General features: G+C 46.5%; 17 protein-coding genes. 4 read left to right on the top strand and 13 right to left on the bottom strand.

Translation table 11 applies throughout. From position 1 onward, the window contains the following. Window positions 1-77 precede the first annotated feature (77 nt). The gene (gene hmpA, locus GCA01S_RS05960) at window positions 78-1,310 is read right to left on the bottom strand and encodes an NO-inducible flavohemoprotein (protein WP_042408093.1); all 1,233 of its coding nucleotides are present in this window, start codon (window positions 1,308-1,310) and stop codon (window positions 78-80) included. A 170-nt stretch (window positions 1,311-1,480) separates the two neighbouring features. On the opposite strand from hmpA, the gene GCA01S_RS05955 reads away from it, so the two are divergent. The 3 genes from GCA01S_RS05955 to speE all read left to right on the top strand — a co-directional run bounded on the left by GCA01S_RS05955 (window position 1,481) and on the right by speE (window position 3,129). Next, a complete protein-coding gene (locus GCA01S_RS05955) occupies window positions 1,481-1,924 on the top strand; it encodes an Rrf2 family transcriptional regulator (RefSeq protein WP_042408089.1) in 444 nt (147 codons plus the stop codon). A gap of 92 nt (window positions 1,925-2,016) precedes the next feature. After that, window positions 2,017-2,166, top strand: a complete 150-nt coding sequence (locus tag GCA01S_RS20490; protein WP_169735603.1) for a hypothetical protein — start codon at window positions 2,017-2,019, stop codon at window positions 2,164-2,166. A gap of 87 nt (window positions 2,167-2,253) precedes the next feature. Next, window positions 2,254-3,129, top strand: a complete 876-nt coding sequence (gene speE, locus GCA01S_RS05950) for a polyamine aminopropyltransferase (protein WP_017434069.1) — start codon at window positions 2,254-2,256, stop codon at window positions 3,127-3,129. 31 nt (window positions 3,130-3,160) lie between these two features. Here speE and GCA01S_RS05945 read toward each other — a convergent pair whose 3' ends face one another. The 7 genes from GCA01S_RS05945 to treP all read right to left on the bottom strand — a co-directional run bounded on the left by GCA01S_RS05945 (window position 3,161) and on the right by treP (window position 12,112). Continuing rightward, complete coding sequence (locus GCA01S_RS05945; RefSeq protein ID WP_017434068.1) at window positions 3,161-4,324, bottom strand: acyl-CoA dehydrogenase family protein; 1,164 nt, start codon at window positions 4,322-4,324, stop codon at window positions 3,161-3,163. Between the two features lie 70 nt (window positions 4,325-4,394). Continuing rightward, on the bottom strand, window positions 4,395-5,894 hold the full coding sequence (locus GCA01S_RS05940; RefSeq protein WP_042408087.1) for an aminotransferase class V-fold PLP-dependent enzyme: 1,500 nt from the start codon (window positions 5,892-5,894) through the stop codon (window positions 4,395-4,397). An 85-nt stretch (window positions 5,895-5,979) separates the two neighbouring features. Continuing rightward, window positions 5,980-6,411 (bottom strand): acyl-CoA thioesterase, encoded by a 432-nt coding sequence (locus tag GCA01S_RS05935; RefSeq protein ID WP_042408084.1) that lies wholly within the window; start codon window positions 6,409-6,411, stop codon window positions 5,980-5,982. A 181-nt stretch (window positions 6,412-6,592) separates the two neighbouring features. Further along, window positions 6,593-8,005 carry a Na+/H+ antiporter NhaC family protein gene (locus tag GCA01S_RS05930; RefSeq protein ID WP_017434065.1) on the bottom strand — a complete coding sequence of 471 codons (1,413 nt, stop codon included), beginning with the start codon at window positions 8,003-8,005 and terminating at the stop codon, window positions 6,593-6,595. Between the two features lie 145 nt (window positions 8,006-8,150). Next, a complete protein-coding gene (treR, locus tag GCA01S_RS05925; RefSeq protein WP_017434064.1) occupies window positions 8,151-8,864 on the bottom strand; it encodes a trehalose operon repressor in 714 nt (237 codons plus the stop codon). Window positions 8,865-8,887: 23 nt separating this feature from the next. Beyond that, entirely contained in the window at window positions 8,888-10,579 is a 1,692-nt protein-coding gene (gene treC, locus GCA01S_RS05920; protein ID WP_017434063.1) for an alpha,alpha-phosphotrehalase, read from the bottom strand. 117 nt (window positions 10,580-10,696) lie between these two features. Beyond that, the gene (gene treP, locus GCA01S_RS05915; RefSeq protein WP_042408082.1) at window positions 10,697-12,112 is read right to left on the bottom strand and encodes a PTS system trehalose-specific EIIBC component; all 1,416 of its coding nucleotides are present in this window, start codon (window positions 12,110-12,112) and stop codon (window positions 10,697-10,699) included. Window positions 12,113-12,396: 284 nt separating this feature from the next. Between treP and GCA01S_RS05910 the strand changes: the two genes are divergently transcribed. Beyond that, window positions 12,397-13,095, top strand: a complete 699-nt coding sequence (locus tag GCA01S_RS05910; RefSeq protein WP_042408079.1) for a MerR family transcriptional regulator — start codon at window positions 12,397-12,399, stop codon at window positions 13,093-13,095. Between the two features lie 274 nt (window positions 13,096-13,369). On the opposite strand, the gene GCA01S_RS20855 is transcribed toward GCA01S_RS05910, so the two are convergent. From GCA01S_RS20855 to GCA01S_RS05885, 5 genes are all read right to left on the bottom strand, one after another. Further along, a complete protein-coding gene (locus GCA01S_RS20855) occupies window positions 13,370-13,492 on the bottom strand; it encodes a hypothetical protein (RefSeq protein ID WP_255212263.1) in 123 nt (40 codons plus the stop codon). Beyond that, window positions 13,489-15,930, bottom strand: a complete 2,442-nt coding sequence (gene parC / locus GCA01S_RS05900; RefSeq protein ID WP_042408076.1) for a DNA topoisomerase IV subunit A — start codon at window positions 15,928-15,930, stop codon at window positions 13,489-13,491. The genes GCA01S_RS20855 and parC overlap by 4 nt, the downstream gene beginning before the upstream one ends. Continuing rightward, window positions 15,930-17,900, bottom strand: coding sequence for a DNA topoisomerase IV subunit B (gene parE / locus GCA01S_RS05895; protein ID WP_042408074.1), 1,971 nt, complete (start codon window positions 17,898-17,900; stop codon window positions 15,930-15,932). Before parE ends, parC begins: the two co-directional genes overlap by 1 nt. 163 nt (window positions 17,901-18,063) lie before the next feature. Further along, on the bottom strand, window positions 18,064-18,483 hold the full coding sequence (locus GCA01S_RS05890) for a CoA-binding protein (protein WP_042408072.1): 420 nt from the start codon (window positions 18,481-18,483) through the stop codon (window positions 18,064-18,066). 92 nt (window positions 18,484-18,575) lie between these two features. Further along, window positions 18,576-20,636, bottom strand: coding sequence for a thioredoxin domain-containing protein (locus tag GCA01S_RS05885; protein WP_042408070.1), 2,061 nt, complete (start codon window positions 20,634-20,636; stop codon window positions 18,576-18,578). Window positions 20,637-20,988: the final 352 nt, after the last annotated feature.

Below are 20,988 nucleotides of genomic sequence, written 5' to 3'. Positions count from 1 at the left end.
CAGGAATGCTCCTTTTTATTTATCATATCAAAAAGGGCACCTTCCTCCAAACAGAAAGGTGCCTGTCCATCTAATCATTATTTCGTTAAATCGCCGGCTGGGCCGAAAAATTCATAATGAATATTTTCGTCGGAAACGCCCCATTCTTTTAACGCATGATAGACCGTTTTCATAAATGGGATCGGTCCACAGAAATAAAAATCTGCTTCTTTATTCGATACAACCGATTGTATCCAAGGTAAATCAATAAACCCTTCTTTTCCGAAATAAGGATGTTTCCGGTCTTCCTCCGAAGGAGACTGATAGCATACATGATACGAAAATGACGGATGTTCCGCTAAACGGCGCAAATCTTGATCAAACGCGTGGACGTTTCCATTGACCGCCGCATGAATAAACGTTACTTGTCGATTAGGTTGACGCGAAGCAATCGTGCTAGCCATGCTGAAGAGTGGCGTAATGCCCACGCCGCCGCTAATGAGCACAACCGGTGTTTCTTTTGACATATCGAGCGTGAAAACACCAGCCGGTGCGCTTAATTCAAGCACATCCCCTTCTTGAACATGATCGTGTAAATAGTTGGATACAATCCCGGCTGGTTTGTCCGCCGTTGCCGCTTCCCGTTTGACGCTAATGCGGTAATAGCCTTTTCCAGGCGCATCGGATAAGCTGTATTGACGAATGTGGGTATATTTTTCCCCTGGAATAGAGACTTTGACACTGACATATTGTCCTGGTAAATACTCGCTAATTTCCCCACCGTCTTCAGGAACGAAATAAAACGAAGTAATGACATCGCTTTCTTTTACTTTTTTCTGAACGATGAAACGGCGGAAATCTTTCCATCCTCCCCGTTTGGATGCGGCTTCTTCATACAATTGCGCTTCCACCTTAATAAATACATCGGCGATGGCTTGATATGCTTCTTCCCAAGCATTGATGATTTCGTCTGTCGCCGCCTCTTTCAGCACTGCTTTAATCGCCAGCAACAAATGTTTGCCGACAATCGGATAATGCTCTGGTTTAATTCCCAGGCTTCGATGCTTATGGGCAATTTGTTCGACGACAGGCAAAATTGCTTCCAGCTGATCGATATATTTCGCCGCAGCGTAAACTGCTGCCGCAAGCGCTCTTTGCTGCCGTCCTTGTTTTTGGTTGGCATGGTTAAAAATATTGAGCAGTTCTGGATGATTTGAGAGCATGGATTGATAAAACCACTTCGTAATTTGTTCCCCGTGTTGTTCAAGTACAGGAACGGTCGCTTTCACAATTTCAATTGTTTTTTGGCTTAATGTTGTTGTTGTACCCATTTTTACATCCCCCATAAAACATGTATTTTAAATACATCTTTAATTGAACCATGATTGTTTCTTAAAAGCAATATTTAAAATACATCTTTAACAAATTGTTCACAATTCTTGTTGGGGGATGGATTATGGTACAATAATACTAAAAAGCTAATTTCAAAGGTGTGAAGTAAATGCAGCTGACCAACTATACGGAATATGCATTGCGCGTTCTTCTTTTTCTAGGGGCGCTGGAGCGTGGAGAAAAAACAAATATTAAAGAAATCTCCCGCACTTTTTCTATTTCGGAAAATCATTTAAGCAAAATTGTGTATGAACTTGGCAAACTTGGATATATTGAGACGATCCGCGGACGAAACGGAGGGATTCGTCTCGCTACAGAACCGGAAAACATTCGAATTGGTACGGTTGTCCGCCAAACAGAAGACAACTTATCCCTTGTCGAATGCTTCGCCAGTCATGGCAATCATTGCATCGTCACTCCGGTTTGCCAGCTAAAACACGTGTTGCATGAAGCGCTGGAGGCATTTTTGCATGTGCTGGATTCGTATACATTGGCCGATTTACTTGCCAATAAACAACATTTACAAGCGATTTTCCGTAAAGGAGAACAATAAGGAGCTTGTTCTAGTGTAAAGAGCAAGCTCCTTTTATTTTTTCAAAAGATAAAAGGCATACTATAAGCAAAATCGCTTTCAGGAGGAAAAACATGAGAAAAAAGTGGATTCTGCTTTTATCGATGTTTTGTCTTATGACTGGTCTTTTCGCCGGCTGCGGCAACGATGATGGGAAAGAAGAAAAGCGAAATCAATCGTCTAATATGGGCGGCGGGATGAATACATCGGGAACAGGCCGTTAGTATCCTTTTGTTTGTCACATTTCGCAAAATATATTAATATTAGAGACGTGCGACAAAATAAGCGATGATCATGAAAAGGAGGTCACAATGAAACGCGTGCAAGATACATTACCACCTTATGTAAAAGTCGAAAACGGCGAACTTTGGCTTACTGAGGATGACCGCGAAAATTTGAAAATCAGCTATCGCATCAAAGACGTTATTTTCTCGGAGCCGTCGGAATTTCAGCATGTGATGATTTTAGATTCCTACGATTTCGGCCGCATGCTCGTCCTCGACGGAGTGGTGCAAACGACATCGATCGACGGCCATATTTATAATGAAATGATTTCGCATATTCCGCTGCAGCTGCATCCAGCGGCGAAAAAAGTGTTGATTATCGGCGGCGGTGATTGCGGTGCGGCGAGAGAAGCGGCGAAATATCCACATATTGAAGAAATTCATATGGTAGAAATTGATGAAAAAGTAGTGCAAGCGTGCAAAGCGCATTTGCAAGAAGTATCGGGCAACTTATCCGACCCGCGCGTAAAATTTATTTACGATGATGGGGTTGCATTTGTCCGGGAACATAAAAACGAATATGATGTCATTATTATCGATTCGTCTGACCCGGTCGGTCCAGCGGAGGCGCTCTTTTCTCGAGATTTTTACGCCAACGTCCGCCGCGCATTAAAAGATGACGGACTAATGGTGTGCCAAAGCCAGTCTCCTATTTTCCATTTAGATATTTTACGTCGGACGTATAACAATATTGGCGAATTATTTCCGCATGTAAAAGTATATACAGCGACCGTGCCTACCTACCCAGGAGGATTATGGAGCTTCACAATCGGCTCGACCAAACCGCTCTCCTTCCCGGAACAAGCCGCCATTCCAGCGGATACGAAATATGTGAATGAAGGCATATTAAAACAATGTTTCGAGCTTCCGCAATTTTTGAAAACCGCATTGGAAAAACGATAAGATAAAAGAGCAGTCTGAGTAGACTGCTCTTTTATTGTAGGGCGCGCTTGGCCACGATGGAAACGGTAATATCATCGGCCGGCGGATTATGCAGCCCGGCGCGGACGTCGCGATAGTAGCGCTGCAGTGGATTGTCTGCAAATAAACTTTGTCCTCCGACAATGCGCATCGCTAAATCAACGACATTTACCGCCGTATTGGTTGCTGTATATTTTACCGCTGCCAGCTCTTCCTTCATCTCTGCTCTTTTTTCTGGATAACGGTCCCATTGGTCGGCAATGGCATACATAAAGTGGCGCGCATTCATCAATTGTATGTCCATTTGCGCGATTTTCCGCTGCACTTCCGGCACTTCGGCAATCGGATGCGGCAAGCTGTTTGGCTGGTATGCTTTTGCAAACCGAATCGCTTCGTTGCGTGCGGCAATCGCAATGCCTAAATAGCAGGCAGGGATATGCAAAAGCCAGCCTTGCGCCGGCTGGCCAGCCTTTGGCGTGCCAATGATTTCGACAAGCGCCTCTTCTTCGACTTCGACATTGTCTAAAAGGATGTCATCGCTTCGCGTCGCCCTCATCCCAAGCGTATTCCACGTTTTTTCGATCGTTAAGCCGCTTGCCGTTTTTGGCACAAGAAAATTGCCGATCTCGCCCGTCGCTTCGATCGTCGCGGAAATAATAAAATAATCGAGCGCCGGCGCCAGTGAAGCAAACGTTTTGCGCCCGGAAATCACCCAGCGTCCGTTGCGAAATTCAGCGGTCGTTTCCGGTTTTCCGCCGCGCGCCGGGCTGCCGGTCGCTTTTTCGGAATGAGCGCTGTTTAATAACACCTGCTTTTCTACTACTTCACGGCAAATCCGGGCAAAAACGGGCTCCGGCCATTTTTTCGTCACCGCCAAACTTAGCAAAATCCCTAAATGCCAGCCAAGCGACAATGCGGTCGCGCCGTCGCCTTGGGCGATCGTTTCCTGAACGAGAAGAAATTCATATAAGGAAATTTCTTCTCCGCCATATTGCTTTGGTACGGTTAAGGATAGAAAACCGGCTTGTTTTAAATCACGGAAATTGGCAAACGGAAATTCTCCGTATTCATCATGCCAGGCCGCCCGTTCGTGAAACCTAGCGGCCAGCTCGCGCGCCTGTTCGTATAAATTTCGCTCCCGCTCCGTGCGCAATAGCAAATGATATAGCTCGTTCATTCGTTCTCCCCTTCTCTTCTAGTATGTTTTTATTTTACCTGTTACGGGGCGGGGAGGAAACCAATATGTCTCACAATGCAAAGAAACCGCGGACATAGCGGTCGTCGCCACGATGGTAAAACTCATTTTTGGTTTGATCATACATATATTCTTGCTTCCACGTGTCTGCGTAACGGACGATATGGCGGATGGCGCGGATGATGTCATACACCTCTTCGTTTGTCATAATCGGATGCAGCGAAATGCGTACCCATCCTGGTTTGACAAATAAATTTCCTTGCTCGACTTGCTTCATCAGTGTTTCTGATTGTTCTTTATCAATGCCAAGCAAATAATGGCCGTACGGGCCGGCGCACGAACAGCCTCCGCGCACTTGAATGCCAAAGCGGTCGTTTAACATTTTGACAACAAGATTATAATGCATTCCTTCAATGATAAACGAGACAATGCCAAGCCGGTCTTCGCGATGTCCTTCTAACACACGGACGCGGGGAATTTGTTTTAAATGCGACAGCAACAGGGACGTTAATTCCTTTTCCCGCTTCTGTATACGCTCAACTCCCATTTTCTCTTTTAAGCGAATGGCAAGCGCCGCTTTGATTGTTTGCAAAAACGGAGGCGTTCCCCCGTCTTCCCTTGTCTCAATGTCTTCGATGTATTTATAATTTCCCCATGGATCGGTCCATAGAACCGTCCCTCCCCCCGGATGATCAGGGATGCGGTTTTGATACAGCCGCGCATCGAAAATAAGCACCCCTGCGCTTCCCGGGCCTCCTAGAAATTTATGCGGTGAAAAATAAATAGCGTCTAGTTTTTCAAGCGGGTCAGCGGGATGCATATTGATCTCGATATATGGAGCGGAAGCGGCAAAATCGATGAAGCAAATGCCGCCGTGTTCATGCATTATTTTGGCCAGAAAATGATATGGGGTTTGGATGCCCGTCACATTGGAACAGGCAGTAAAAGCACCGATCTTTAACGGGCGGTGCGCGTATGTCTCTAGCAGTTCACGCAAATGGTCAACGTCTACATCCCCATTCGCAGTTGGACGAATCGTGATTACTTCCCCGATCGTTTCCGTCCATGATAGCAAATTCGAATGATGTTCCATATGCGTCACAAAAATAACGGGGCGTTCGTCATCGGCAAGGGAAAGGCGTGCTTTCCACCGTTCAGGCACACGCAAACCCAAAAGCCGTTGCAATTTATTGACAGCGCTCGTCATCCCCGGCCCTTCCATGATAATCACGTCATGTTTTCCGGCATGGACGTGATGTTTAATGATTTCTTTGGCATATTGATATGCTAACGTCATTTTTGTGCTCGTAATATTGGACTCGGTGTGGGTATTCGCCACCAGCGGCCCAATCTCCTCGATGATTTTTTCTTCAATCGGTCGATAAAGGCGGCCGCTTGCCGTCCAGTCGGCATAAATCAGCTTCTGCTCGCCAAACGGTGTGGAAAACGTAAAATCCGTGCCGATCGTTGCTTCACGAAATGGGCGGAAATACGTCTCTAAATCCCCGCGGCATGTAAACGTCGTTTCCCCTATTTTTGCTTTAATTTCCATCGGCCTCCCCCTTTCTCCTATTCATAAAGTATGTTACAACCATTGTTTGGTCCATAAAAAAATCCGCCTGATCAGGGCGGATTTCCTACTCTTTTTTCGTTACCCCATTTGGTTCGGAAATAAGATAACGCTCCAATTGTTTTCTTAAATACTCAGGAATTGGTTCGCTTTTTTGCGTTTGAAAGTTAAAGTAGACAGTCGTCGCTTCGCCAAGCGCGATTAACGTTCCCGTTTTCTCGTCCAAAATGCGATGGACGAACTGGAAACTTTTATTGCCGATTCTCGCCACATTCGTTTCAATTTTTAAACGCTGACCGAAAAACGCCTGGTTGACAAAATCACATTTTGCCGAGGCGAGAATAAAACACCAGTCTTTTATATTGCTTCCATACCCTAATTCTTCAAACATGCGAATGCGCGCTTCCTCCAAATAAATAAAATAGCTGGTGTTGCTGACGTGGCCGAGCGCATCTGTTTCACAAAAGCGAATGTTTACCGTTATCGTATGAGTCGCCATAAACCTCTCCCTCTCTGTTTACTAACTAGTCAGTATGTTGTTTTTATCATAGCTGGATTTTTTTATTTCGGCAACTGTTTTATATTTTGTTGATTATTTAGCACATAGTTTTGTTTATGATCAAAATAATGGAAAAAGCGGCATCTAACGCAAAAAGCGCGATGCCGTTGCCTTCGAGCCGCTATCCTATCAAGAATGGCACCAGTAGATATGCAAGAACCGATAAAACTCCGCACAATAAGGAAATGCGCAATTTATATTTGGCATAGCCCATTAAATCCATCTCCATAATCGACGCTGTGGTGATCGTCGTATCCCCTAGCGGAGATGCGAAAGCGCCAAACGTTCCACTTGCAAACACCGCTCCAATCGTCATCGCCAGCGGTGCTTCTGTCGCTTTGGCGAGCGTGATTCCAAGCGGCATAAAAATCCCCCATGTCCCCCACGAGGAGCCAATAAAATAAGAGACAAACGATCCGATCACGAATACGGCGGCGGGCACAATTTCTTTTGGCAGCCATGTCCCAAACCTAGAGGAAACGTAAGCGGAAAAACCTAACTCATCAGCGACCAATGATACGGCCCAAACGAGAAGAAGCATCCCAATCGGCGCCATTAATTGATTGCCTCCGGCAAAAAAATGATAAATCAGCTCATGCAGCGGTTGTTTGCGTACAAGATAAAAAGCGGCAGAAATCATGATCGTTACAAACAGGGCAATGAGCATCACCAACGTCGCATCGGCTAGCGAAAATGCGTCGACAAACGTTCTTGCACCTTTTCTTTTCCCATCATACCAAAAGAAAAAGAATGTCAGCACGAGCACAAGAAAAAGCGGAAAAAATAAATGAAGCGGTTCTCCTGCCACCAGTGCCAGCTCTTTGCGCAGCCCCAGCCCGTGAAGCTCGTTTGTCTTGTCTTTTTCTTTTTTTCCTCCCTTCTTTCCAATCTTCACGTTCATAAACGTGGTAAACAGCCCGACTCCTAACGCAATAATGGCAAAAAAGTTGTATGGCAGGCTTTGCAAAAACAATTGATAGGCTGATGCATCGATTTTGTTTTGCTTCAGCGCCCCTGCCACAACCGACGTCATAAAGCCGACAAATGCGGTCGCTGCCGGAAGAAGGACGATAATCGGCTCGGTTGACACGTCGATAATATAAGCCATTCTCCTTCTGTCGATCCGGAACTTTCCAAGCACTGATTTCATCACTGGACCAAGCAGCATAATGCGAAACATCGGCATGAAGAAAGTAAAGGGGACGGTGAGCCAAATAAATAACAGCAGTCTCCGCTTCGAATGAAGTTTTTCCGCAATCCACTCCACAAAGCCTTTTATTCCGCCGGTAATCTGCATCATCCCAATTAAGGAACCAAACAAATACAAAAACACCACCACTTTAATATGCTCGATATCGCTGATCGTTTCGAGCATTGCCAATACAGCGTGTTCCACCGCCGCAAGCACGCTTTTTTTCAAACAAATCGCTCCGACGATCAAACCGATGACAAGACCCGGCAAAATTTCTTTCAGCCAAATCGCCAGCGGAATGATGATGAGAAACGGCAATAACGACAGCCATGTTCCTTCCATTCCATTCACCCTTTCATCGTTAAAAGGATGGCCATAATTACGGAAATTTATGATCGTTAGAATTGATTATTTAGAACATAGTTTTTTAAATTAAATAAAAATAAAAAAGAAACAGGCATTTGCCTTCAATAAGACAAATGCCCATTTACTTGCGCCGCGCAAAATCAACAAAGCGGAATTTATCAAGCCGGTGCCGCGACTCCGTATATTGAAACAGTGTCGCGTCATTTAAATAAACGTAGTTTTTGACCACGACAATATAGTCATATCCGCTGATATCTAAATATTTTCGGTCTTCTTCATTCACCCGGTCGACAAATATTTCTTTTTTCGCAAAGCTGATGTGTAATTTCAGCTCTTTCTCTAAATATTCGTAAATGGAATCTTCGCATATTTTTTTTGTCAGTGTCGGCACATATTTTTTCAGAAAAAAGTCTTTGTCTAAAATGATGCGTTCTCCTTCGATTTCACGCGAACGGATGACTTTCCATATTTCGTCTCTGCCTGCCGCCTGCAGCTGTTGCTTTAAGTACGAATTGGGTTTGATTATTTCCAGCTCATGGACAATCGTTCGCACCGGCTGTTTCATGTTTTGCGCCAGTTCTTTAAAACTGACGAGCCCAGAGACAGGAAAATTATACTTTCCGACATCTAAAACAATCGAGCCTTTTCCTTTCATTTTTTGAATATAGCCATGCTCAGAAAGCAGATTAAGCGCTTTGCGAATCGTCTCCCGTGACGTGTGATAGCAACCGGCTAGCTCATGTTCGGACGGCAGTTTATCATACGGCTTCCAATGACCTTGGCGGATCTTTTCGACAAGGTCGTGATAAATCGCTAAATATTTATTTTCATGCATCTCGCTCACCGACATGTATTGTATCACGATTTACTTAAGTAATAAACTATCGATTCATACGGACGAAGTTGGATCGTGCGAAACTCGCTTGGCGAGTCGGCGTAGTTCGACAGCAATATTTCTCCCGCATAGCCGTCGATCTCTACGTCATCCGGCAGGACAAACGTCGTCTCTTTGCCGTAAAAATTGTTGACAACAAGCAGCTTTTCCTTCTCGCCGTTGCGCAAATAGGCAAAAATTTGCGGATGGTCGGCAAGCAATAGCTGATAGTCTCCGGTCGTAATAATGTCATATTGTTTGCGCAGCTGAATCAAGCGCTGATAATGATAGAAAATCGACGTCGGATCCTCGAGCGCTTTTTTGACGTTAATTTGTTTATAGTTGTCTGCGACGCGAATCCAAGGGGTTCCTGTCGTAAACCCGGCGTGCTCGCTGTCATCCCATTGCATTGGCGTCCGTGAATTGTCGCGCGATTTTCGTTTTAAAATTTCCAGCACTTCTTGTTCGCTTTTGCCTTGTCCTTGCAAAATGCGGTACATATTGAGCGACTCCACATCGCGGTAATCGTCAATGCGCTCAAATTTCGGATCGGTCATGCCGATTTCTTCGCCTTGGTAAATATACGGAGTGCCTTGCATCAGATGAATGACGGTAGCGAGCATTTTCGCCGACTCTTTATGATACTTTCCGTCATCGCCATAGCGCGACACAATGCGCGGTTGGTCGTGGTTGCACCAAAAGAGCGCATTCCAGCCCCCGCCTTTATGCATTTGGACTTGCCATTCCGATAAAATCCGTTTCAAGGCAAGAAAATCGAAATCGGCGACCGCCCATTTTTCCCCGTTCGGATAATCTACTTTTAAATGATGGAAATTAAACGTCATGTTTAGCTCATGGCGATTTGGATTCGTATATTTAATGCAATGGTCAATCGTCGTTGACGACATTTCCCCGACCGTCATGATATCGTATTTCGAAAATACTTCGCGGTTCATTTCTTGCAGAAACTCGTGAATGCGCGGCCCGTCCGTGTAAAATTTGCGGCCGTCCCCCGGCGGCACCGAACCGTCATCATCAGGAAAACGCTGATCCTTCGAAAGCAAATTAATGACATCCAATCGGAACCCATCGACGCCTTTTTGAAACCAAAAATGCATCATATCGTAAATGCGGCGGCGGAGTTCCTCGTTTTCCCAATTTAAATCGGCTTGCGTCACGTCAAACAAATGCAAATAATACTGCCCGGTTTGTCCATCATATTCCCATGCCGAGCCGCCAAACTTTGATTGCCAATTTGTCGGCGCGCTTCCATCCGGCTTCGGATCGCGCCAAATGTAAAAGTTTCGGTATGGACTTTGTTTTGACGAACGCGCCTGCTTAAACCATTCATGTTCCGTCGACGTATGGTTGACGACCATATCCATGATCAGCTTCATGCCGCGTTTGTGCACTTCTTCTAGCAGGCGGTCAAAGTCTTCCATCGTCCCATATTCATGATGAATTTGAAAATAGTCGCTAATATCATAACCGTTGTCGCGCTGTGGTGACTTGTAGATCGGCGTCAGCCAAATGACATCGACGCCAAGAAGCTTTAAATAATCGAGTTTCTCGATGATTCCTGGCAAATCGCCGATTCCGTCACCGTTTGTATCGTTGAAGCTTTTCGGATAGATTTGATACACAACCGCTTTTTTCCACCATGGTTGCTGTTCCATGCTGTCATCACCTCATTTAATTTATTGGATAAAAACGATACCATTGGTGGGGATGCACCAATGGTATGTTCGATTGATTATTTAAAACATAGTTTCAATAGTATAGATTGACTGTCATTAACGGTCCGCTTTGCGAACTTTGCCAAGTATAAAGGTTAGAATAAACGGAACAATGATTGCGATCGCCATGCCGATAAAGAACGGCACCCATTTTTGCGGCACGATCGATAAAAATCCTGGCAAGCCTCCAACCCCAATCGATGGCGCGATGACTTTATTTAACGTAATAAACATTCCGGCAATCGCCGCCCCCGTCATCGCTGAGATGAATGGGTAGCGGAAGCGCAAGTTCACGCCGAACATCGCTGGCTCGGTAATGCCAAGATATGCGGATACCGCCGATGTAAAGGAAAGACCTCTTAATTTTTCATCTTTGGCAACAAACATCATCGCCAATGCCGCCGAGCCTTGGGCGATGTTGGACATGACGAGGATCGGCCAGAGGAACGTGCCGCCTGTGTTGGCAATCAACTGCAAGTCAACCGGCAAGAATGTATGGTGCATTCCCGTCACGACAAGCGGCGCATATAACGCTCCGTATAAAAAGCCTCCGATCGCTGGAACATTGTCAAAAATAGTCACAAATGCGTGCGTAATCGCATTACCGATCGCAAACGTAATCGGTCCAATCGCGATAAACGCTAAAAACCCTGTAATTAGCAGCGCGAGCGGAGCAACCAGCAGCAACTGGAACGCATCTGGGATGCGCTTGCGCAAAAACAGCTCGAGTTTTGCCAGCACGTACGATGCAACCAGCACTGGCAACACTTGGCCTTGATAGCCGACTTTTTGCACTTCCAAGCCAAACAAATTCCAAATCGGAATTTCTCCTTTTTCTTTCGCTGCTCCCCATCCCCATGCGTTTAACAAATCTGGATGGACCAGCATTAAACCAAGAACAATTCCTAGCAGCGGACTGCCGCCGAATTTCGTCACGGCCGACCAGCCGATTAAGCCTGGCAGGAACACAAACGCCGTATTGGCAATTAAGTTGATCATGCCCGCAAGATCGGCCCATTCTTTATGCACTTCCACAAACGACTTGCCTTCATAGAAAATGCCCGGGCCTGTTAATATGTTGTTAATCCCCATGAGCAAACCGGCCGTCACGATCGCCGGCAAAATCGGAATAAAAATGTCGGCCAATGTTTTAATGGCGCGCTGCAGCGGATTTAAATTTGCTTCGGCGGCGTCTTTAATTTCTTGCTTGGTCGCCCTGCCGATTCCCGTTACTTCGACCATTTCGTCATATACTTTATCCACCAGCCCTTGACCGATTACAACTTGAAATTGGCCGTTCGCGGAAAATGATCCTTTCACAATATCGATGCTTTCTAATGCTTCTTTATCTACTTTTCCTTCATCTTTCAACGCGAATCGCAGCCGCGTCACACAATGGGTAGCGGCGATAATATTTTCTTTCCCGCCAACCGCTTTGACAATTTTTTCAACGGATTGTTGATATGCCCCCATAAGAAAGCCTCCTCTTCCTCTCATGTAGCCTCGAAACCAACTAAACCGCTTTCAGCAATCGTTTTCAAAAAAACCTGTATATACAAGTCATGTTTATTTTAACCTGTATATACAGGTTCGTCAACAATTTTTTCTCAACATGTATGTTCGTTTTTCGACATGCATGTTAGTTTTTCTCTAAATTCCACTTCTTTTGTTATGTTTTGTCAACCGGCAGGAAAATAACTTTACTAGTTGGAAAATAAATAGAGAAAAAATCGTGAGGAAAGGATGGACAAACACAGATGAAGACATATACGCTTCGCGAGGCGGCAAAGAAATTGGGGGTAGCGCCACACATACTGAAACAGTGGGAAAAAGAGTTTGCCGAGTGCGTGACCATCCCCCGTACCCAGCAAGGGGCTCGCATTTATACAGAAGAGCTGCTAACGCAGTTTTGCCATATTAAAGAATGGCTGGCAGACGGGCGCCATAAACGAGACATTATCCGTCATTTCAAACAGCAGCCACAGCAAATGGAACTGGATCTGCCCGTCATGGAAGGGGAAATTATTGACGCTCCCCGTTCTTCACGTCACGATGCCCAATACATAGCGGAGCAGTTGGCAATGCGAATGAAAGAAGAAATTGTCGGAGCGCTGAAAAAAGAAACGACGGAAGTTTTGCAGCAGGCAATGAACGAAGTGAAATCCTATATGAATGAGATTCAAGAACAGTCCGCTGCTACCAAGCAAACCGTTTGCGATTCATTAGCGCAATATGCAAAAACGTTGCAACAGGAAACCGAAGAAATCCATGAACATCTCGAAAATGTCGCTACGTTTTTACAGGAAGAAAAAACAAAACAGGAGCAAGAGCGAAAACGCCTCGAAGAACAAATTATCGAGCGGGAAAAAGCATTTCGCGAACTCGTCCTTTCTTTCCGCCAAGCGGCGGCTGGCGCCAGCGCGAAACGTTCAAATAAATGGTGGAAATTTTGGTAAAAAACAACTCGGCTTCCTGCCGAGTTGTTTTTATTTTCGTTTGCGATAAAGCGCGGCGTGCCGCTTGATTTCGCGAATAAGCATTTCTTCTTCAGCGGACACGAGCAAGCGCATCCCATAATAATGCGTCCGCCCGAACGGTTTCTCTCAAACGATCTTGCCGAAAAAACGAAGAGGTGCATTGTTGATCGAAAAAGCGATCTCCACCGTCGTCTTACCATGCTCATAAGGGATGCGCTGCAAGATTTCTAGCTTCATTCCGTGCGGGCTAAGATTATGAATATAAGCCGATGTATTCTTCCTCCTTCTGCTGCCCGCCAATTCCCGCCACGCGCAACAAACATGCGAGCGGCTGGCCAAACTGATAACGAAATGGCTCTTGACGCTTAAATCTCATTCCATTTCCTCTTTTCCTAGCTTGGACGGCGCCTTCCACATATCAACAACATTTCCGGCTTCATCGCTGTCGATGATAAAGGAGCCGTTGCTGTAGCGGTCGGAACTGCGCAGCGATGCAGCCGAAAGCGTCTCGACCGTCCCCGTTTCCGTGCGAATGAATAGTGTCTCATCCTCATCCGCCGTTAACACGGAAGCAACGATCCGATGCGGGTTTGTCTTTAACTCACGGAGCATAACGACGCCGCGTTTGGCACGCGATGTTTTTTCAAATTCGCTAAGCGGCATTTTTTTCACGGCCCCGCGCTGGGTGGCGATGACTAAATACCGCTCCTTTTCGCCCGCGACTGGATGCGCGGAAACGACGTAATCTCCTTCTTTTAAATTAATTCCTTTCACGCCGGCGGCGCGCACACCGACGGTGCTGATTTCCGCTTCGTCAAACCATAATCCGTATCCTTGATTCGTCACAAGCAATAAACTTTGCTTACCATCGGTGCTATATACGTGTATCACTTCATCATCTTCTTTAAGATTCATCGCCACGAACGGCCGCGTATGGCGCTGCACTTTATATTGCGCAAGCTCAGTTCGTTTTACCATGCCTTGTTTCGTGACAAACACAAGGCTTAACGCTTCAGTAAATTGTTTGACCGGCACTGCGGCGATAATGTCATCGTCGCGTTCGAGCGGAATGAGATTGGCAATATGCTGGCCGACGTCCTTCCAGCGGATATCCGGCAGCTCATAAACCGGACAATACAGATAATTGCCGCGGCGGGTAAACAATAACAATACGTCGGTTGTGTTCATTTCCAACTGCGCGAGCAGCCGGTCCGATTCTTTCATGCCGAAATCTTGACCATTCGACGCGCTGTACGAACGATAGCTCGTTCGTTTCACATATCCTTCTTTTGTGACGGTGACAATTACGTCTTCTGCTGGAATCATGACTTCCAAGTTGATTTTAATTTCTTCAATTTCTTCTTCAATTTTCGTTCTCCGCTCATCGGCATATTGCTTTTTCATCGCTTTTAACTCTTTTTTAATGACGGAAAGTAGCTTTTTTTCCTCGCTTAAAACCGCAGTCAGTTCCTGAATCGTCTTTTCTAGTTCTTCCGCTTCCTGCTTTAGCGCGGTAATATCAGTGTTTGTTAAGCGGTATAGCTGCAGCGATACAATCGCTTCGGCCTGCGCTTCGGTAAACTCATACTTGGCGATTAAATTGTCTTTGGCGTCGCGCTTATCGCGGGAAGCGCGGATCGTTGCGATTACTTCATCTAAAATGGATAAAGCTTTCATCAGGCCTGCGACGATGTGCTGGCGCTCGTGCGCTTTTTTCAGCTCATATTGCGAGCGGTTCGTCACCACTTCCTTGCGGTGCTCAATATAGGCATCAAGCAGTTCCGGAAGGCTTAGCAGCTTCGGCCGGCGCTGATGAATCGCCACCATATTAAAGTTGTACGGCACTTGCAAATCGGTGTTTTTGTATAAATAGTTTAATATGCCTTCCGCATCGGCGTCTTTTTTCAACTCAATCACGATGCGCAGTCCGGTGCGGTCCGTTTCGTCGCGGACGTCGGCAATGCCGTCGAGCTTTTTGTCAAAGCGAAGTTCATCGATTTTTTTGACGAGGTTCGCTTTATTGACTTCATACGGAAGCTCTGTAATGATTATTTGCTTTTTCCCGCCTTTTCCTTGTTCAATCGCTGCTTTGCCGCGAATGATGATTTTCCCTTTTCCCGTTTCATACGCTTTTTTAATGCCATCTTTTCCTTGAATAATGCCGCCGGTTGGAAAGTCTGGACCGTGAAGCACGGTCATCAGCTCATCGACCGTGCAAGCGGGCTTGTCAATTCGCATCAATACGGCGTCAATGACTTCCCCTAAAGGATGCGGCGGGATTTCGGTCGCATATCCGGCAGAGATGCCGGTCGATCCGTTCACTAATAAATTCGGAAACATCGCCGGCAGCACAACCGGCTCTTTCGTCGTATCATCAAAGTTTGGTACAAATTCGACCGTCTGCTTGTCAATATCGCGAAGCAATTCGGCGGCAATCGACGACAGGCGCGCTTCCGTGTAGCGCATCGCCGCCGGCGGGTCGCCGTCAATGCTGCCGTTATTGCCGTGCATTTCAATCAAGACGTTGCGCAACTTCCAGTCCTGGCTCATCCGCACCATCGCTTCATAGACGGACGAGTCGCCGTGCGGATGAAAATTTCCGATCACATTACCAACCGTTTTCGCCGCTTTGCGAAACGGCTTATCCGCCGTGTTTCCATCGATATACATCGCATATAAAATGCGGCGCTGCACCGGTTTTAACCCATCACGGACATCGGGAAGCGCCCGTTCTTGAATAATGTATTTGCTGTAACGGCCGAAGCGGTCGCCAAGCACGTCCTCCAGCGGTAAGTCTAGCAGCCTTTCTGCCATCAGTAATCCCCTCCTGCGACAAATACGTGCTCATGATCTAAAATATTTGGATCATCTTCTAATCCGAATGCAACGTTCGCTTCAATCCACTTGCGACGCGGCTCAACTTTATCGCCCATCAGCGTGGTGACGCGGCGCTCCGCTCGGGCCGCATCTTCAATGCGCACGCGAATGAGGGTGCGCGTCTCCGGGTTCATCGTCGTTTCCCACAATTGGTCGGCGTTCATTTCGCCAAGCCCTTTATAGCGCTGCACCGTATAGCCTTTGCCAAGTTTCTTCGTAATTTCTTTTAGCTGCGCATCGGTCCATGCGTACTTAACAATTTCTTTTTTGCCGCTGCCTTTGCTTACTTTATAGAGCGGCGGAAGAGCGATATATACTTTTCCTGCTTCAATGAGCGGCCGCATATAGCGGTAGAAAAACGTCAGCAGCAGCACCTGAATATGGGCGCCGTCCGTGTCCGCGTCCGTCATGATGATGATTTTGTCATAGTTAATGTCCTCAAGCGAAAAGTCCGGTCCGACGCCCCCGCCGATCGCGTGGATAATCGTGCTGATTTCTTCATTTTTTAAAATATCGGCGAGCTTCGCTTTTTCCGTGTTAATCACTTTTCCGCGCAGCGGCAATACGGCCTGAAAGCGGCGGTCGCGCCCTTGTTTCGCCGAGCCGCCCGCAGAATCCCCTTCCACTAAATACAATTCGTTTTTTTTCGGATTGCGCGATTGCGCCGGCGTTAATTTTCCGCTTAACACCGTTTCTTTCCCTTTTCGCTTTTTCCCGCTTCGCGCTTCCTCGCGCGCTTTGCGGGCCGCCTCGCGCGCCTGGTATGCCCGGATCGCCTTTTTAATTAGCATCGTGCTAATGTCTGGGTTTTCCTGCAAAAAGTACGTTAAATGCTCGGATACGATCGCATCGACGGCGGAGCGGGCTTCGCTCGTCCCCAGTTTTCCTTTTGTCTGCCCTTCAAACTGTAATAGGTGCTCCGGAATTCTCACCGAAACGATCGCCGACAGCCCTTCACGGATGTCGGTGCCTTCGAGGTTTTTGTCTTTTTCCTTTAACAGCCCCGTCTTGCGCGCATATTCATTAAAGACGCGCGTCATCGCCGTCTTGGCGCCCGCTTCATGCGTACCGCCGTCTTTGGTGCGCACATTGTTGACAAACGACAATACGTTTTCCGAATAGCCGTCGTTAAACTGAAAGGCAAATTCGACTTCAATCCCATTTTGTTCCCCGGCAAAATAGACAACCGGATGAAGCACATCTTTATCTTCGTTTAAATAGGCGACAAACGCTTCAATCCCATTTTCATAATGGAATACATCGCGCATCCCTGTCCGTTCATCCACGAGCTCGATTTTCAGCCCTTTTAGCAAAAACGCCGATTCACGCAGACGCTCGCTTAACGTCTCATAGTTAAACGCCGTCGTGCTGAAAATCGTTGGATCAGGCTTAAATTGAATGATCGTCCCCGTTTTGTTCGTCGTTCCGATTTTTTCAAGCGTCGTCACCGGCTTTCCGCCATTCTCAAAACGTTGCTGATAAATAAAACCATCGCGATGAATCGTCACCACAAGCCATTCCGACAACGCGTTAACGACCGATGCGCCGACCCCGTGCAAGCCGCCGCTCGTTTTATAGCCGCCTTGGCCAAACTTTCCGCCGGCATGTAAAACCGTTAAAATCACTTCCGGCGTCGGTTTGCCAAGCTTATGCATTCCCGTCGGCATGCCGCGCCCTTCATCAAGGACGGTAATGCTATTATCTTTATGTATTTTTACGAGAATATAATTTCCATATCCCGCTAACGCTTCATCAACAGAATTGTCGACAATTTCATAAACCAGATGATGCAGTCCGCGGCTATCGGTGCTGCCGATATACATTCCCGGCCGTTTTCGAACTGCCTCGAGTCCTTCTAACACTTGAATCGCATCATCGTTGTATTCATATACGGATTGTTTTGCCACATGCATACCCCTTTCAACCAAAAACAAGAACATCTGTTTCTATCTGTTTCTGTTTTATTGTAACATAAAATTCGCCAGCGTCTACGCTTATTTTACCGTTTCCGACAAAATTCCCTCTAAAAATGGAAATGACCATCTAAAAAGATGGTCGTTTCCATTCCACTCAATGTTGTTTCGTTAACGCGTGTTCCACTTTAATGCAGCGATCCATCACAACCGTATACCCTTTTTCTTTTAAAAATTCATAGGCTTCCTCATTGACGACACCAAGCTGCGCCCAAAAGACGTCGGCGTCAATTTGGACAAATTCGCGGGCGATTTCCGGCAAATGTTCGGAACGACGGAAAACGTTGACGATATCAACATGTCCTTCAATATCAGTCAACTTTTTAACAGCAGGAATTCCTTCCCACTGTTCAATCATTGGATTGACCGGAATAATTTCATAACCCGCGTCTTTCATTGCTTTCGCCACCATGTACGACTCCCGTTCCGGGTTGTCGGATAATCCGACGACGGCGATGCGTTTTGCCTTCCGTAAAATTTTTCCAATCTCTTCCCTGCTTGGATTGGTAATTGGCATAAGCACTCTCTCCTTCGCTTTGTCTTTGCCGTACTATTTCTCCATGAATACGCAGAATCCTGCTAGCAGTTTTGAAAACATTTACAAAAAGCTCATTCAAACAACTGCTTGGCAACAGACTCTACGTCCGTCGTCGGCTGTTGGCAGGAAAAATTTTCGCACACGTACACGGTCGTTTCCTCCCCAAGCGGTTCATATTCTGCTGCAAATGGAGCGATCTTCGCAAAATCATCCGGGAGTTCCGCCGCTAACAGAAAAACGTTTGGCACAAACGCATCCTGCCACTTCTGAATCAATTGCTCCCGTTTTTCGTCGCCTTGTTTTCCAAACAAAACGACTTCGACGGTTGGAGCCTCGAGAAGCAACAACCCTTGCAAGAAAAACGTATGGCCGCTTTCGTATGCTTCCACTTGACGTTGGAAGACTTTATACATCGTTTCTGCTTTTTCTAATACCGTTAAATCACCTGTCAGCCTTGCCAGGCGAATCAGTTGCACCGCGGCGACGCTGTTTCCCGATGGCAGCGCGCCATCGTAAATTTCTTTTTCCTGAACGATGAGCTCCTCCGCGTCGCTTCCGGTCATAAAAAAGGCGCCATGCTCTTCATCCCAAAAAAGGCTGATCATTTGCTCCGTACATGCTTTCGCTTTCTGTAAATACGACAACACCAACGTCGCTTCATACATTTCGATATATGCCCAGACGAGAAACGCGTAGTCATCAATGATTCCTTTATGTTTCACTTCCCCGTCACGATAGCGCACCATCAGCCGCCCGTTTTGAAAAAGGTTCGTTTCGACGAACGACAGCGCGCGCTCCGCCATCTGTAAATAGTCGCGGCGCTTATATACTTTTGCCGCTTTCGCCAGCGCGGCGATCATCAGCGCGTTCCATGCCGTTAATATTTTATCATCCACATGCGGAAAGACGCGCAACGAACGCTCGGCAAACAGCCGTTTTCTTGCTTCTTCGAGCTTTTCGTGCAGCTCTTCTTCCGCCATGCGATATTGTCTTGCGATGCGGTCCATTCTTGTATGAATGAGGTTTGGCACGTTTTTCCCTTCAAAATTTCCTTCTTCGGTAATATCGTAAACGCGACAATACAGTTCGCCTAGTTCTGTACCAAGCACGTTGATCACTTCATCAGGCGCCCATACGTAATATTTTCCTTCCACCCCTTCGGAATCAGCGTCAATCGCTGAATAAAACGCACCGTCATTAGAAGTCATTTCCCGCTTGACAAATTCAATAATTTGTTCCGCAATCTCCTTATATCGTTCGTTTTTCGTTAGTTGATACGCTTCCGTATACGCGATGGCTAAAAGCGCGTTATCATACAACATTTTCTCAAAGTGCGGCACAAGCCACATCGCATCGGTCGAATAGCGGGCAAAGCCGTAGCCGATATGATCGTAAATGCCTCCGTTGGCCATGCCATTTAATGTTTTTTCGACCATCAAAAGCGCGCGTTCATCCCGTTTCCATTGATAATACCGCATTAAAAACATCAGCATATGTGGAATCGGAAATTTCGGCGCGCCGCCAAAGCCGCCGTATACCGTATCAAAGCTGCCGGAAAGCTGACGGTACGCCTTTTCCACCGCTTCGAGAGACAACCGCTCCGCGCCCGCCGTTTGGACCGACTGCCGGAGCGCTTCGGTGATTTGTTCGGCCATCCGCTCGATTTCGTTCGGATTTTCCCGATATTTGTGATAAAGCTTCGTCAGTACGTCGATAAACCCCGGCTGTCCGTAGCGGCTCCGCTTCGGAAAATACGTCCCCGCATAAAACGGCTTCCCTTCCGGCGTCAAAAACACGCTGAGCGGCCAGCCGCCATGCCCGGTCAGCATTTGGCATACACGCATATAAATAGAATCAATATCAGGGCGCTCCTCGCGATCGACTTTAATCGATATGTATTTTTCATTTAAGATCGCCGCGACTTCCTCATCTTCAAAACTTTCGTGCGCCATTACATGACACCAGTGGCAAGTCGAGTAGCCAATTGACAAAAAAATCGGCTTGTTTTCCTTTTTTGCTTTTGCAAACGCCTCCTCCCCCCACGGATACCAATCGACGGGATTATAGGCGTGCTGCAGCAAATACGGTGACTTTTCACGAATGAGTCGGTTTGGTTTTTTGTTTGTCTCCATCTCTCACACCTTCCTTTTTTCCATATTACCGTAAAAAGAAAAAAGACACCAACTTTCTTTAGCTAGTCATTTAATTTCAAAAGTAACAGTGCCCCCTTCTCTATTTGATGAGCAAATCCCATTACAATCATTACCATGTATACGAAAGAGATAAACTTAGCCATAAAAAAACTCCCTCCAAAGTAGAACCCGAAAAACACCCTATCCAAGATTCGGTACCGTCAGGAATTTTATGTATGCAAGATAGATGGAGTATCTCTGAAATGGATTTGGAACGGATAGTAGGGTGGTTTCCCCCGCACAGGAGACTGAATATTCAGTCTCCTGTGCGGAGAAAACTAGTTCCCTATTT

It is taken from the genome of Parageobacillus caldoxylosilyticus NBRC 107762 (assembly GCF_000632715.1).
Taxonomy (GTDB): Bacteria; Bacillota; Bacilli; order Bacillales; family Anoxybacillaceae; genus Saccharococcus; species Saccharococcus caldoxylosilyticus.
This window is presented reverse-complemented; position numbering and strand designations above follow the sequence as displayed.